Source organism: Thiocapsa sp. (genome assembly GCF_022340925.1).
GTDB lineage: Bacteria > Pseudomonadota > Gammaproteobacteria > Chromatiales > Chromatiaceae > Thiocapsa.
The window spans coordinates 1-14,564 of the sequence record NZ_JAJDNA010000059.1 but is presented as its reverse complement, the minus strand read 5'-3'; the positions used below and the strand labels follow the sequence as shown (position 1 = coordinate 14,564).

The following is a 14,564-nucleotide window of genomic DNA, read 5'->3' as shown; positions in this document are numbered from 1 at the left end:
GGGAGACGACCGTGGACGCAATCAGTGACCTCTTGGTCGAGATCGGGACGGAGGAGTTGCCGCCGACCGCCTTGCTTTCCCTTTCGAATGCCTTCGTCGACTGTTTTCGCGAGCAACTGGGCAGCGCCGGCATCGGGTTCGAGGCGATCGAGTCCTTTGCTTCGCCGCGTCGGCTCGCCGTGTTGGTGCGCGGAGTCCTCACCCGACAGCCTGATCGCGAATTGGTCAGGCGCGGTCCCACCATTCGGGCGGCCTTCGACGCAAACGGCCAACCGACCAAGGCGGCCTTGGGCTTCGCCGGTGCCTGTGGAATCGCGTTCGAGGCGCTCGGACGCGAGGGGGGTGAGAAGGGGGAATGCCTGGTCTTCCGCACCCGCGTCCCGGGCGAGACCACGGCCGCTCTCGTCCCCGGCCTGACCGAGGCGGCACTGGCCGGGCTGCCCATCCCCAAACGGATGCGGTGGGGCGAGGGCACGGAGGAGTTCGTGCGTCCGGTCCACTGGGTCTGCCTGCTCCTGGGATCGGAGCCGATCCCAGGCCGCATCCTTGGGGTCGAGGCTGGTGCGTCGACGCGGGGTCACAGGTTCCATCACCCCGGGACGATCGCGGTGAGCGTCGCAACAGAATACGCCGAGCTGCTCCGCTCAACCGGGTATGTTGAGCCGGAGTTCGGGCGCCGGCGCGACCTGGTCCGTCGACAGCTCGACGGGCTCGGTCGCGCGCATGGTCTGCGGGTGCGGATCGACCCGGCGTTGCTGGATGAGGTCACCGCTTTGGTCGAGTGGCCTCGAGCGATTCTCGGACGATTCGATGAGGCCTATCTGGCGATGCCGTCAGAGGTTCTTATCGAGGCCATGCAGTCCCATCAAAAATATTTCCCCATGGAGGATACCGCCGGGGTCCTGCAGGCGTCCTTCGTCGCGGTCGCCAACATCGAGAGCCGGGATCCTGACCAGGTGCGCGCGGGCAACGAACGTGTCATCCGCCCGCGCTTTGCGGACGCGGCCTTCTTCTGGGGTCAAGACGTCAGACAGCCGCTGGAAAGCTACGCTGGGCGGTTGGAAACAGTCGTGTTTCAGGACCGTCTCGGGTCCCTTGCGGAGAAGAGCGCCCGGGTGGCGACGCTGGCTCGGTATCTGGCCCCGTCGCTGGGCGTCGAGGCCGATCTGGTGGCGCGCGCGGCGCGGCTTGCACGTTGCGACCTGGTGACATCCATGGTTTACGAGTTTCCGAGCCTGCAAGGGACCATGGGCCGCTACTACGCCGCGCGCGCGGGCGAGGATCCCTGCGTCTGCGCGGCCATGGAGGAGCAATATCGCCCGAGGTTCGCCGGGGATGCGTTGCCCGCGAGCCCCTGTGGGCAGGCGCTTGCGGTCGCCGATCGTATCGATACCCTGATCGGGATCTTCGGCGTCGGGTTGAGGCCGACCGGTGCCAAGGATCCCTATGGACTGCGGCGCGCGTCCATCGGCGTACTGCGAATCCTGATCGAGACCCCGCTGGATCTCGATTTGCGCAATCTGCTCAGCATCGCGGTCGCGGCGTATCCGAGTGACATTCTCAGCGCGGACGTCGAGGAGGCGGCGCTCGGCTATATGCTCGAGCGCCTTCGCGGCTATTATCACGACCGCGGCGTTGCCGGCGACACGGTCGAGGCCGTCCTCCGCAGTGGTGTCACGATACCGCGTGATCTCGACAAGCGGATCGCCGCGGTCAGCGCCTTTCGCACCCTGCCCGAGGCGGCTCGTCTGGCCGCCGCGAACAAACGAATCCGCAATATTCTGACCAGGGCGGGGATCGACATCGGCACCGGGGAGGAGGCGGGCGACTTGGGGCCGGATGGCGGTGTGCTCAGGGAGCCGGCGGAGATCCGGCTTGCCGCGAAGCTGAATGAGCTCGCCGCTCGGGTCGGGCCGCTTGCGCAGGCGGGCGATTATGTCGGTGTGCTGAAGGCGTTGTCTGGTCTGGCGGCGGATCTGGATACCTTCTTCGAGCAAGTGATGGTGATGGTCGACGACCGCGCGGTGCGTGAGAGCCGCATTCATCTGCTCCGCTCCCTTGCCGGACTCTTTCTGCTTGTCGCCGACATCTCCTGTCTCCAGTGAGTCATGTCGAGGACGGCGGGTCCTGGGACCCTGAATATCCGAGCTCGGCGGATTCAGCTGCCCTCTTAGGAGGATCGAGTGCATGGTCGATCGCGTCGTGATCTTGGACCGCGATGGAGTGATCAACGCGGATTCCGATGAGTACATCAAGACGATTGATGAGTGGATACCCTTGCCTGGCAGTGTCGACGCCATTGCCCGGCTGTCTCACGGCGGGTACCGGGTGGCGGTGGCGACCAATCAGTCTGGTTTGGCGCGCGGTTTTCTGACTCCGAGGGACCTTGATGCCATGCATCGTATGCTTCGAAATTTGCTGGTCGAGCAGGGTGGGCGAGTCGAGATGATCGTCTATTGCCCGCACGCCCCGGACGAGGGATGCCGGTGCCGGAAGCCGCGGCCGGGGATGCTCGAAGAGATCGGGCGTCGATTGTCGGTCGATCTGGCCGGCGTCCCCTTCATCGGTGATTCGCTTGGGGACATCGCCGCTGCCCGCGCCGCCGGGGCCCTGCCATGGCTGGTTCGCACCGGTAAGGGCGAACGCGCGCTCGCCAGTGGATCGCGCGAGTTGGCCGGCGTCCCGGTCTATCGGGATCTCGCTTCCGCTGCCGATGAATTGCTGCGCGGATAGCATGATACTGATCCGCTCGCTCCTCTACGAGGTGGTCCTGGTCGGCTCGGTGGTCGCGTTTTCCGCGATCCTGATCGTGCTCGGACCGGTTGTATCCGTGCGGACCCGGGACGGGCTGGCACGAGCGTGGGCGAGACTCAACCTGTCGGCCCTGCGATGGATCTGCAGGCTCCGCTATCGGGTCCGAGGGCTGGATTCACTTCCTTCGGATGCCTCCATCGTCCTGTGCAAGCATCAGTCAGCCTGGGAAACCATCGCCCTGTGGGCAATCTTGCCTCCGCACCAGTCTTGGGTCGTAAAACGTGAGCTGATGCGGATACCGTTTTTTGGTCGTGCCTTGCGCCAGTTCGATTCGATTCCGATCGACCGCTCAGCGGGTCGGAGCGCGATTGCGAAGTTGATCCGTGATGGCCTCAGTCGCCTGGACGCGGGGCGCTGGGTGATCGTGTTCCCCGAAGGCACGAGGGTGGCACCCGGTGCGCGTCATGCCTATGCCATCGGCGGTGCGCTCCTCGCCGAGCGCAGCGGTCGTCCGGTTGTGCCGATCGCCCATAATGCGGGGAATTTCTGGGGACGGCGCAGTATGCGCAAGCATCCGGGTACGATCGATCTGGTCATCGGACCAGCGATCTCGACCCGGGGACGCAAGGCGTCAGACATCAATGTCGAGGCCGAGACCTGGATTGAACGAACAGTGGCTTCGCTTCCTGGGACGGCTGCATAGCCGGCGCTCGTTCGGTGGCAGGGACTTGGCTCGCAACGATCGCTCAAGTCCGACAGACTGCTAGATGTCGAGGTTTTCGACGTTGAGCGCGTTGCGTTCGATGAACTCTCTCCGTGGCTCGACGTGGTCCCCCATCAAGGTCGTGAAGATTTGGTCAGCGGCAACCGCATCCTCGATGGTGACCCTGAGCAGGCGGCGCGTCTCGGGATTCATCGTCGTATCCCAGAGCTGGTCCGGGTTCATCTCGCCCAGCCCTTTGTAACGCTGGATGCTGTGGCCGCGTTGCGCCTCGGCAAGCAGCCAGCGGATCCCTTCGCCCAACTCGGTGATGTCTTTGCGACGCTCCCCGCGCGTGATATAGGCGCCTGGCTCGATCAGACCCGCAAGCTTGTGGCCGAATCCGTGGATCTTGGAATAGTCAGCCGTGTGAAAGAAGTCAAGAGGGACCGTCCTGGTCTCGGGAATGCCATGGATGAAGCGAATCAGCTCGAGAGACGCCGGCCGATTGGATGTGGAATCGGTGAGGCTCAGGCGATAGCGCAAGGAGACAGACTCGGGCTGGTTCAAGGACTGCTCCAGGTTCGCACGCCAGGCGGCGAAGGCGACCGGATCCTCGATTATTGCCTCGTGGACCCGGGGCGCCTTCGCCAGCTCCTCGAGGAAGACGGCGTCATAACGGTTCGCGAGGCGCTTGATGATCCCGACAAACACCTGATAGTCGCGGGCGAGCGACTCAAGTGCCGTTCGGGCGAGCGGAAGGGCGTCGGCATTGACATGGAGGTCGGCATTGTCAAGCGCTGCCTGGAGCAGCGCGCGATTGAGTGCGGCCTCGTCCAGTAGATACTCCTCCTGCTTGCCCTTCTTGATCTTGAACAGCGGTGGTTGGGCAATGTAGATGTGCCCTCGCTCCACCAGTTCGGGCATCTGGCGGTAGAAGAAGGTCAGCAGCAGGGTGCGGATGTGAGCGCCATCGACATCGGCATCAGTCATGATGATGATCCGGTGGTAGCGCAAGTGGTCGGGGTTGTATTCCTCGCGCCCGATGCCGCAGCCCAGCGCAGTGATCAGGGTGCCGACCTCGGCGGAGGAGAGCATCTTGTCGAAACGCGCCTTCTCGACGTTGAGGATCTTTCCCTTAAGAGGGAGAATCGCTTGGAAGGCCCGGTCTCGTCCCTGTTTGGCCGAGCCGCCGGCCGAGTCTCCTTCGACCAGGTACAGCTCCGAGCTGGCGGGATCCTTTTCTTGGCAATCAGCCAGCTTGCCGGGCAGCCCGGCAACGTCGAGCACGCCCTTGCGGCGCGTCATCTCCCTCGCCTTGCGCGCCGCCTCCCGCGCACGCGCTGCCTCGAGCATCTTGTTGGCGATCGATTTGGCTTCCGCCGGCTGCTCCTCGAGAAAGACGTTCAGGTGCTCGACCACCAGCGCCTCGACGACGGATTTGACCTCGGACGAGACCAGCTTGTCTTTGGTCTGTGAGGAGAATTTCGGATCCGGCACCTTCACCGACAGTACGGCGGTCAAGCCTTCGCGTGCATCATCCCCGACGGGGCGGATCTTCTGGTTGCGGTCGAGTCCCTCGCGCTCGATGTACCCATTCAAGGTTCGGGTCAGGGCTGCGCGGAGACCTGCGAGGTGGGTACCCCCATCCTTTTGTGGGATCGTGTTGGTGTAGCAATAGATGGTCTCTTGGTAGCCGTTGTTCCACTGGATGGCCAACTCGACCGTGATTGACTGACGCTCCGCGCAGAAGTGGATGACGGTCGGGTGAATGGGCTCCTTGTTCTGGTTAAGGTGCTGGACGAACGCCCGGATACCGCCCTGATACTCGAAGACGTCTTCGCGCCCGGTGGCCTCCTCGGTCAGCTCGATGCGGACGCCCGAGTTGAGAAACGACAGCTCGCGTAGGCGCCTTGCGAGGATGTCGTAGTGGAGCTCCAGGTTGGTGAAGACTTGGGCGGATGGGTAGAAGCGGATCTCGGTGCCGGTCGCGTCGGTGTCGCCGACCATCTGCAGCGGATATTGGGGTTCGCCGAGGCGGTATTCTTGCTGGTAGATTCGTCCCCCTCGAGAGATCCGAAGAAAGAGTCGATCCGACAAGGCATTTACCACGGACACGCCGACGCCGTGGAGTCCGCCGGAGACCTTGTATGAGTTGTCGTCGAACTTGCCGCCGGCGTGCAGGACGGTCAGTATGACCTCGGCCGCCGAGCGCTGCTCTTCGGAGTGGATGTCGACGGGGATGCCGCGGCCGTCGTCGATGACTGAGACTGAGCCATCCCCGTGAAGGACCACCCGAACATTGGTGCAGTATCCCGCGAGCGCCTCGTCGATCGAGTTGTCGACGACTTCGAAGACCATATGATGTAGGCCGGTTCCGTCATCGGTGTCACCGATGTACATGCCAGGCCGTTTTCGAACCGCGTCGAGTCCGCGGAGGACCTTGATGCTTGTTGAGTCGTACGTCATGTGGCCCTGAGGGAGGTGGTTGATGGAGTCGGGTCATGGGCGCCGCGGGCGTTGGGCCGTGACGGGTCGTGATGGCGGCGAGCGCGCGATGGGCCCCGGGGAGGCGCTGTGATCTGGTTGGGTCGATGCCGGGGTGCGTGGCCGCTCAGCGCCTGCCCATTATAGGGCAAAAGGGGCTGGGCGCGCTCCCGCCGGACTAGGTGACCGGAGCGAGCCATGTTCCACGTGGAACATGGCCAGTCCTCGTGGAGTGACGGCCAAGGGGATGTCCGCGCTCGTGCCGGGGCGCGTTGCCAGCCGCTGAGATGGGCTGTCATCGAAGAGATCCGACAGCCGACGAGCCGTTCCGGCGTCGAGCTCGGCGTCGAGATCGTCGAGGAGCCAAAGCGACGCATCCAGCCCCCTGCCCAGATGAACCTGCTCCGCAGCCAGTTGGAGAAGCGCGACCGCAACCTTCGCCTGGCCGCGGGACAGCCGCGCCGGCACCTGGTCACGAAGGATCATCAAGTCTGCTCGATGCGGCCCGGCCAGCGTCTGGCCGCGTTGCGCCTCCGCTGCCCGTGCGAGTGTTAGCGCCTCAGGCAACGAGCGTTCCGGGGGCCAGCCGCGGTTCAGCACGAGGTCGCAGCCCTCCAAGAATGGAAATTCACGGCACAGTGCCTGGAAGTGCCTGCGCCAAGCGTCGACAAAGGTGTGCCGCTTGGAGGTGATCTGGTTGGCGAGATCGATGAAAATCTGATCCCAGGCGGAGTCGCCGGCGCGACCTTTGCGGAGTGCTGCATTGCGTTGGAGGAGAACGCGGCCGAGATCCCTGCGCAACCGGCCGATCTGATGTTCCACGTGGAACACATTCCAATCGAGCAGTGCCCGTCTGAGGCGTGGTGGACCTTCCAGCAAGGTCTGCGGGTTCTCGCCGACCAGCTTGACCCCCAGCGGGTTCTCCCCTGGGGGTCGGCCCGCGAGGGAAACGCCGTTGACCTTTCGTTCGCTCCCCTGATTCGTCCATTCGAAGGTGATCAGCACCTCTCCCGCGCCGAATCCGTCACGGAATCGACCCTCGATGAACGTGCGCGCTTCTCCGTCCGTTGTGAGCGGGCCCGCCTTGCGGCCCCGAAAGGTCCGGCCGCGGGCCAAGAGGTAGATTGCCTCAAGGATGGTTGTCTTTCCGGCGCCGTTCGCCCCGGTCAACACAACCAGGCGCGGATCTGCCTCCAGCTCAAGGCTCAGTCGGCGGAGGTTGCGCAGATTCCTGACGGTCAGCGATAGGAGTGTCGGGCAGCCCGGATAGGCCATGTTGCACGACCCTATAGTCGCATTGGCATCACCACATAGGTCTCATCGTCGGCCCCCAGCCCGCGCCAGACGGAGCTGCTCCCGGCGTCGTGAAACCGCACCTCGAGCTCCTCCCCTTCCACGGCCCCCAGCACATCAGACAGATAGGTCACATTGAAGCCGATCGCGGTCGGCTCGCCGCGATAGTCCAACTCGACCTCCTCCTCCGCCTCTTCCTGCTCCGGATTATGGGCCTGCAGTCTCAAGACCCCCTCTTCGAACGCGAGCCGCACCCCCCGGTGTTTTTCGTTGGACAGGATCGCCGTCCGGGCTAGCGCCCGCCTCAGCGCGTCCGTGCTGAGTGTGGCCACCTTGCCAAGCTCGTGCGGGATCACCCGCTCGTAATCCGGATACCGCCCGTCGACCAGCTTCGAGGTCATCGCCATCCCGCTCCCCGCGAGCCTGATCGTCCGAGCACCAATCGCGATGGAAACCTCGTCATCTGAAGGTCCGAGCTGTCGCCGAAGCTCCATGACCGTCTTGCTGGGTACGATTACCTGGACGGCCTCACGGACGTCGAGCTCCAGAGAGCGGCGATACCTCGCCAGCCGGTGTCCATCGGTGCCCACTGCGGTGATCCCGGAGTCGTCCAGCTCGATCAACAGGCCATTCAGATAGTACCGGACATCCTGTTGAGCCATCGCGAACGATGTCTTGTCCAGGATGCGCCGCAACACTCCCTCGGCCAACCTCACCCCCACCCCATCGACGTCAGCATCCATGAGCGGAAAATCGGCTGCAGGCAGAACCCCCAGCGAGAAGCGGGCGCGCCCCGCCGTGACGACGCAGCGCTCATCGCTCAGGCGAAAACGAATCTCCGACCCCTCTGCCAGGTTGCGGCAGATATCCGCGAGCTTTCGGGCCGGCAGCGTCGTCTCGCCATCTTGCGTCACCGAAGCCGCGCAACCCGCCTTGACCTCCACCTCAAGATCCGTTCCACAGATCTCGACGCGATCTCCCCGCGCCGAGAGCAGGAGGTTGCCCAGAATGGGGAGCGTCTGTCGCCGCTCGACTACCCCGACCACCTTGCCGAGCACCGGAAGCACGCTCTCGCGCTCAATGACAAACTCCATCGCGATCTCCTAAAGCCAAAATGACTGGGATGTCGGTCGTCGTCAGGGGCGCGCCTGGCCCAAACATCCGCGCTGGATCAGCGGTTTTGCAGCGATCCGCCACCGATGCGCGTGCCGCGCCTCCGCCCGCAGCCAGTTGACGGCTACGATGTCAGCATTCTCATGAGGTTCTTATAGTCTTCCTCGAGCGTTGCATCACTCTCGCGAAGGTTCTTGACCGTTCGGGTCGCGTGCAGCACGGTGGTATGGTCACGGCCACCAAAGGCCTTGCCGATCTCAGGCAGGCTGTGCTTCGTCAGCTCCTTCGCGAGCGCCATGGCGACCTGTCGCGGGCGTGCGATCGAGCGGCTGCGCTTGGCCGAGAGCATGTCGGCCGTCCGCAGCTTGTAGTACTCCGCCACCGTCTTCTGGATGTTCTCGATACTGACCTGCTTGTCTTGTGCCGCCAGCATGTCCCGGAGCGCATGCCGTGCGAACTCCAATGTGATCGGCTTGCCGGTGAACTGGGCATTTGCGACCAGACGTCGCAGGGCTCCCTCGAGCTCGCGGATGTTCGAGCGGATTCGCCGACCAACAAAGAACGCGACATCCTCCGGCAGCTCGACCCCCAATAGACTGGCCTTGCTGTGCAGGATCGCGACGCTGGTCTCGAGGTCCGGCGGCTCGATCGAGACCGTCAGCCCCCAGCCAAAGCGTGACTTGAGGCGCTCTTCCAGGCCAATGACCTCCTTCGGAAATCGATCGCTGGACAGCACGATCTGCTGTCGAGACTCGAACAGGGCATTGAAGGTATGAAAAAACTCCTCCTGGGAGCGCTCCTTACCCGCGAAGAACTGGACATCGTCGATCAGCAAGGCATTCACTGAACGGTAGGTTTTCTTGAAGTCGTCGATCCGGTTGTGCTGCAGCGCCTTGATCATTTCCGCAACGAACCGCTCGGAGTGAAGATAGATCACACGAGCACTGGGATTCGTTGCGAGGATGATATTACCGACCGCATGCATCAGATGAGTCTTCCCGAGCCCGACACCGCCGTAGATGAACAAGGGGTTGTAGGCGGCCCCCGGATTCTGCCCGATTTGGATTGATGCGGCCCGAGCCAGTTGATTCGACTTCCCCTCGACGAAGCTGTCGAAGGTGAAGTCGCCGTTGAGGTTGGCATTGGCCCGGCGGATCTCCAAATCCGCGTCCGAGTCCCCGGCTACAGCCGGCGACGGCTGGCCGGGCTCGGCCGCTTTCGACTCCAGTCCCCCCACCTCGAAACTGAGCTGCTTGACCGACCCGTCGCTGAAGGAGTGGCAGAGATCGAGCAAACGAGACTCATAATGCTGGCGTGTCCAATCGAGAACAAAGCGATTCGGCGCGAACAGCCTCAGACGGCCCCCGGCCAACTGCGCCTGTAATGGAAGAATCCAGGTATTGAATTCCGCCGAGGTCAACTCTCCCTTCAATTGTCTGACACATCGTTCCCATACGCCCACGGTGACCCCCGAAACCCCGATCTCATTGTCGCCAAGACCGCGAGCGGACGCGCGGTCTACGTGGTCCAGACGATCCTCCGGCATGCTGCCGCAGGCTCACTTACAGGGACCTTGAAAGATTGCCATCCCGGCAATTTTTCAAGACGCAAAGCGAAAATGCGATTTCCGAATCGACCAACAGCTTCCGAAGTCGTCTGGCGCTGCCGCAGTCTAGCCTCCCGGACGCCACTTATCCACATCCGATGGTGCCGTGTCGCGGTGTCCCGGCATTGACTTTGTCGGCAAAATTGCTTAAATTTTCGCGCCTTTTTAGGGCGGGACTCAGACCCGCCCGGTTCGACGAATTCCGGAGTCCCCAGCATGAAACGCACCTTTCAACCCAGTCGCCTCAAGCGCGCCAGGACACATGGGTTTCGCGCCCGCTGCGCGACCAAGGCCGGACGAAGGGTCTTGAGCGCCCGTCGCGCCAAGGGTCGGGCGCGCCTGACCCCCTGAGCTGCGCGGCGGATCGCGCGGCCCTGACCCCCAACTCCGATCTGGGTTTCCCGCGGACCTGCCGACTCACCCGTGCCCCGCAGTATCGGCATGTCTTCAACGCACCACGGCGAGCCGGCGGGACCGGCTTCATCCTGTTGTTTCGTGGGAACGCCGTGGGGCAAGCACGCCTGGGCCTCGCCATATCGAAGAAGTGCGCGCGGCGCGCCGTGGACCGAGCGCGGCTGAAGCGGCTCGTCCGCGAGAGCTTCCGTCTGCATCGCACTGGTCTGGGCGCATGGGACATCGTGGTGCTCTGCGCGCCAGGGGCGTCCGACTTGGCAAACGAGCGTCTGCTCTCAATCCTCGACCGAGCCTGGATGACTATCGGGAACCAACAATGCGTCGAATCTTGATTGCCCTGATACGCGCCTATCAATACGGAATCAGTCCGCTACTCGGGCCCCGCTGCCGATTCTATCCATCCTGCTCGCACTATACCGTCGAGGCCATCGAGCGGCACGGCCTGGCCCACGGAGGACTCCTGGCGGTGCGCCGCATCTGCCGTTGCCACCCCTGGCACCAAGGCGGCCTGGATCCCGTCCCAACCGAGAAGCCGACACGTTCCCATGGATAATCAGCGATTGATCCTGTTTTTTGCCCTGGCGGCTGTCCTGTTTCTGATCTATTCCGCCTGGATGGACGACTACGGCCGCCCGCCCCAACCACAGGTGGTCCAAGAGGGGCATCTGCCGGCTGATCGGCCTTCCGCGCCCCTTGCCGAGGATATCCCGCAGGTCACGACGACCGTCGATGCCCCGACGCCCGGCTCCTCGGGCGTCGAGGCGTTGCCGTCGGAGACACCGATCCGCGTCGAGACGGACGTTCTGCGACTGGACATCTCGCCGCGTGGCGGCAACATCTCCGCAGCCTGGCTCCTGGACTACTCGATCGTTCCCGAGCGACCCGACGAAAAGTTCCAGCTCCTCAAGCCGGTCCCGCCCAACATGTTCATCGCCCAGTCCGGTCTCCTCGGCGAGGAGCCCGGACTGGTCCCCACGCACGAGGCGCTCTTCGAGAGCGCCGCGACCAGCTATCGCTTGGGGGCGAGCGATGACAGCCTGGATGTCGAGCTGAGCTGGACCGGCGACGCCGGGGTCGAGGTTCGCAAGCGCTATCGATTCGAGCGTGGCAGTTATGTCATCCGGACCAGCGATACGGTCACCAATGCGACGGATGCACCGTTGGCTGCGCGCCTCTATAACCAGCTCCAACGGACCGAGCTCTATGATCCGAACGAGGCGCGGTTCGTTCGTACCTTTGCCGGGGGGGCCTACTACAGCCCGGAGGACAAGTACAACAAGGTCTCGTTCGAGGATATGCGCAAGGGCCCCCTGGATCGCAGCGTCGCCGACGGCTGGATCGCGATGATGCAGCACTATTTCCTTGCCGCCTGGATCCCGCCGCCAGGGGTTCAGGAGACCTTTTACACGAACGTCCTCGCCGACTCCCGTTACATTATCGGCAAGTATTCCCCGGTCGTCAGCATTGCCCCCGGAGGCACCCAGGTCTTCGAGAACCAGCTCTTCATCGGCCCGAAGCTCCAGGACAGCCTCGCGAGTGTCGCGCCCGGATTGGACCTCGCCGTCGACTACGGCTGGCTGACCGTGATTGCCCAGCCGATCTTCTGGGTCCTCAGCAAGATCCATGCGGTTGTGGGTAACTGGGGCTGGGCCATCATCGTCCTCACGATCCTGATCAAGTTGGCCTTCTACAAGCTGTCCGAGACGAGCTACAAGTCGATGGCTAACATGCGCCAGCTGGCCCCGCGCCTGCAGGCGCTGAAGGACCGCTATGGCGACGACAAGCAGCGCCTGAATCAAGCGATGATGGAGATGTACAAGACCGAGAAGATCAACCCGCTTGGCGGTTGTCTGCCCATCCTGATCCAGATCCCCGTGTTCATCTCGCTCTACTGGGTCCTGCTGGAGAGCGTGGAGATGCGACAGGCGCCCTTCGTCCTCTGGCTCGACAACCTCTCGGCCCCTGATCCCTACTTCATCCTGCCGCTGATCATGGGCGTCTCCATGTTCATCCAGACGAAGCTGAATCCGCCGCCGCCGGACCCGATGCAGGCGAAGCTCATGATGAGCCTGCCTTTCGTGTTCACGGTCTTCTTCGCCTTTTTTCCATCCGGCCTCGTGCTCTACTGGACGGTCAACAATATCCTGTCGATCGCGCAGCAGTGGCACATCACCCGGACGATCGAGAAGCAGGCGGCCGGGGCCAAGCGCAAGAAGTAGGTCGATTCGGGCGGCTCCGCGTTGGCTACCGACACCATCGCCGCGATCGCCACCCCACCCGGCATCGGTGGGGTCGGTATCGTTCGATTGAGCGGCGGCTGGGTCCCCCGCATCTGCGAAGGGATTGCCGGCCGCGTGCCGGGCCCCCGTTTAGCGACGTTGGCCAGCTTCCGGCAGGCGGACGGCGGCTTCATCGACCAGGGGGTCGTGCTCTACTTCCCCGCGCCGGCCTCCTACACCGGCGAGGATGTCCTCGAGCTCCAGGGCCATGGCGGGCCCGTGGTCATGGACATCCTCCTGGGACGCTGCCTCGAGCTGGGTGCGCGCCTGGCCCGGCCCGGCGAGTTCACGGAGCGTGCCTATCTGAACGGCAAGCTGGATCTCGCTCAGGCCGAGGCCGTCGCAGATCTGATCGAGAGCTCCACTGCCTTCGCCGCACGTCTCGCCGGTCGCAGTCTGCAGGGTCTCTTTTCGCGGCGGATCGAGACCCTGATCGAGCGCCTGATCCGCATCCGCACCTTCATCGAGGCGACCCTCGATTTCCCCGAAGACGAGCTGGGTGAGTCCGCCGGCCCTGGGCTCTTGGATGATCTGGGGTCAATGATCGAGCTCACTCGCCAGACCGTTGGCGACGCCCGCCAGGGTCAGCTGATCCGCGAGGGACTCGGGGTCGTGATCGCCGGTCCGCCGAATGCCGGAAAATCAAGTTTGCTCAATGCGTTATCTGGACAAGACGCGGCGATCGTGACCCCCATCCCGGGTACGACTCGCGACCTTTTGAAACTCGACATCCAGGTCGATGGTCTTCCTATCCGGATCGTCGATACCGCGGGGTTGTGTCACAGTGATGATCTCATCGAGCGCGAGGGGGTGAGGCGCGCCCGCGCGCAGCTAGACCAGGCCGACCTCGTCCTCTGGGTCTATGACGCCGCGGAGGGCCCGGATCCACTCACCCGCGAGATGCTGGCGGAGCAGGCCCCGGTGACCCGGGTTAGAAACAAGATCGACCTTCTCGGGATCCCTCCCGAGATCAGCGAGGTGGAGACGGGCCCGGAGATCGCCCTCTCGGCGATGACGGGTGCCGGCCTCGGCCTGCTGCGGACGCACCTGAAGAACCGGGCGGGTCTCGGCTCCATGCCCGAAGGCGCGTTTATCGCACGCAGACGCCATGTCGACGCCCTGCGTCGCGGCCTTGACTGGCTGGAATCCGCTCGACGGGCCCACGTCCAGGCGGCCGGGGCGGAGCTCGTCGCTGAGGACCTGCTGCAGGCCCAACAGGCATTCGGGGAGATCACCGGCCGCTTCACGCCCGAGGATCTCCTCGCGAGGATCTTCTCGACCTTCTGCATCGGAAAATAGTCGGATCGTTTGGGGTCTGCCGATGCCTTATGTCAGGATGTCCTCGGCCCGGATCTGCGCTGGGGCATTGCATTGAGATCAAGCCCGCCCCAGTTCCGAGTCCGGTATGACTCGACATCGTCAGGCGTGCCCGCCTGCAGGCCCTCGCGATCGAATCCGACCCGAAGATCTTCAGTATCCTGGTCGCTCAGGAAGCGGCACGGCCGGTAGGAAAGCGTCTTGCTGCCGATCCGGAACGACGCGGTCCGACCGTGCCGCACGCCCGAAGTCAGTCCATCCAGCGGGTGAAATCCGCCCGCGATCAAGGCCCTATGAACTGCGCACCCCCCCTCAACCGATGTCCTTCTCAACCGGCCAGTCCGCGGACTCAGTCAGTCCGCGACCTTGGTGATCCCCGAGCCGAGCACCCAGCGCATCCCCCGACCGTTCGGGTGGGGCTTCTTGGCAAAGCTGCTGGCCGCAGCGGCTGAGGGCCGATCATGGCGACCCTTCTTGCATCCGCCACACGGGTCCTCTGGCGCATCCTGGAACGCAACGGCGTCGACCCGGGAATGGTCTTCCGCAAGGCCGGTCTCGACCCCTCGGTGCTCGACGAGCCGCGCGCCCGATACCAGATCGA

At 63.8% G+C, this 14,564-nt stretch carries 12 protein-coding genes; 8 read left to right on the top strand and 4 right to left on the bottom strand.

All coding sequences use genetic code 11. The features are described from left to right. Positions 1-11: 11 nt before the first annotated feature. The 3 genes from glyS (at position 12) to LJE61_RS07655 (ending at position 3,457) form a co-directional block, all read left to right on the top strand. A complete protein-coding gene (gene glyS / locus LJE61_RS07665) occupies positions 12-2,105 on the top strand; it encodes a glycine--tRNA ligase subunit beta (RefSeq protein ID WP_296917952.1) in 2,094 nt (697 codons plus the stop codon). An 82-nt stretch (positions 2,106-2,187) separates the two neighbouring features. Further along, entirely contained in the window at positions 2,188-2,733 is a 546-nt protein-coding gene (gene gmhB, locus LJE61_RS07660; protein ID WP_296915188.1) for a D-glycero-beta-D-manno-heptose 1,7-bisphosphate 7-phosphatase, read from the top strand. A gap of 1 nt (position 2,734) precedes the next feature. Then, positions 2,735-3,457, top strand: coding sequence for a lysophospholipid acyltransferase family protein (locus LJE61_RS07655; RefSeq protein ID WP_296915186.1), 723 nt, complete (start codon positions 2,735-2,737; stop codon positions 3,455-3,457). 60 nt (positions 3,458-3,517) lie between these two features. Here LJE61_RS07655 and gyrB read toward each other — a convergent pair whose 3' ends face one another. From gyrB to dnaA, 4 genes are all read right to left on the bottom strand, one after another. Then, entirely contained in the window at positions 3,518-5,923 is a 2,406-nt protein-coding gene (gyrB, locus tag LJE61_RS07650) for a DNA topoisomerase (ATP-hydrolyzing) subunit B (protein ID WP_296915183.1), read from the bottom strand. A 159-nt stretch (positions 5,924-6,082) separates the two neighbouring features. Next, entirely contained in the window at positions 6,083-7,216 is a 1,134-nt protein-coding gene (recF, locus tag LJE61_RS07645) for a DNA replication/repair protein RecF (protein WP_296917950.1), read from the bottom strand. An 11-nt stretch (positions 7,217-7,227) separates the two neighbouring features. After that, positions 7,228-8,328, bottom strand: a complete 1,101-nt coding sequence (gene dnaN / locus LJE61_RS07640) for a DNA polymerase III subunit beta (protein WP_296914729.1) — start codon at positions 8,326-8,328, stop codon at positions 7,228-7,230. 143 nt (positions 8,329-8,471) lie between these two features. Then, positions 8,472-9,809 (bottom strand): chromosomal replication initiator protein DnaA, encoded by a 1,338-nt coding sequence (gene dnaA / locus LJE61_RS07635; protein WP_296914742.1) that lies wholly within the window; start codon positions 9,807-9,809, stop codon positions 8,472-8,474. Between the two features lie 360 nt (positions 9,810-10,169). Here dnaA and rpmH point away from each other — a divergent pair, with 360 nt between their 5' ends. The 5 genes from rpmH to mnmE are packed head-to-tail and all read left to right on the top strand — an operon-like array spanning position 10,170 to position 13,945. Further along, positions 10,170-10,304 (top strand): 50S ribosomal protein L34, encoded by a 135-nt coding sequence (gene rpmH, locus LJE61_RS07630; RefSeq protein WP_296917948.1) that lies wholly within the window; start codon positions 10,170-10,172, stop codon positions 10,302-10,304. Next, entirely contained in the window at positions 10,301-10,699 is a 399-nt protein-coding gene (gene rnpA, locus LJE61_RS07625; protein WP_296917960.1) for a ribonuclease P protein component, read from the top strand. Before rpmH ends, rnpA begins: the two co-directional genes overlap by 4 nt. Beyond that, positions 10,684-10,920, top strand: coding sequence for a membrane protein insertion efficiency factor YidD (gene yidD, locus LJE61_RS07620; RefSeq protein WP_296914735.1), 237 nt, complete (start codon positions 10,684-10,686; stop codon positions 10,918-10,920). Before rnpA ends, yidD begins: the two co-directional genes overlap by 16 nt. Beyond that, positions 10,913-12,586: a membrane protein insertase YidC gene (gene yidC / locus LJE61_RS07615; protein WP_296914738.1), complete on the top strand. Its 1,674-nt coding sequence runs from the start codon at positions 10,913-10,915 to the stop codon at positions 12,584-12,586. The genes yidD and yidC overlap by 8 nt, the downstream gene beginning before the upstream one ends. Positions 12,587-12,607: 21 nt before the next feature. After that, on the top strand, positions 12,608-13,945 hold the full coding sequence (mnmE, locus tag LJE61_RS07610) for a tRNA uridine-5-carboxymethylaminomethyl(34) synthesis GTPase MnmE (RefSeq protein ID WP_296914740.1): 1,338 nt from the start codon (positions 12,608-12,610) through the stop codon (positions 13,943-13,945). Positions 13,946-14,564: the final 619 nt, after the last annotated feature.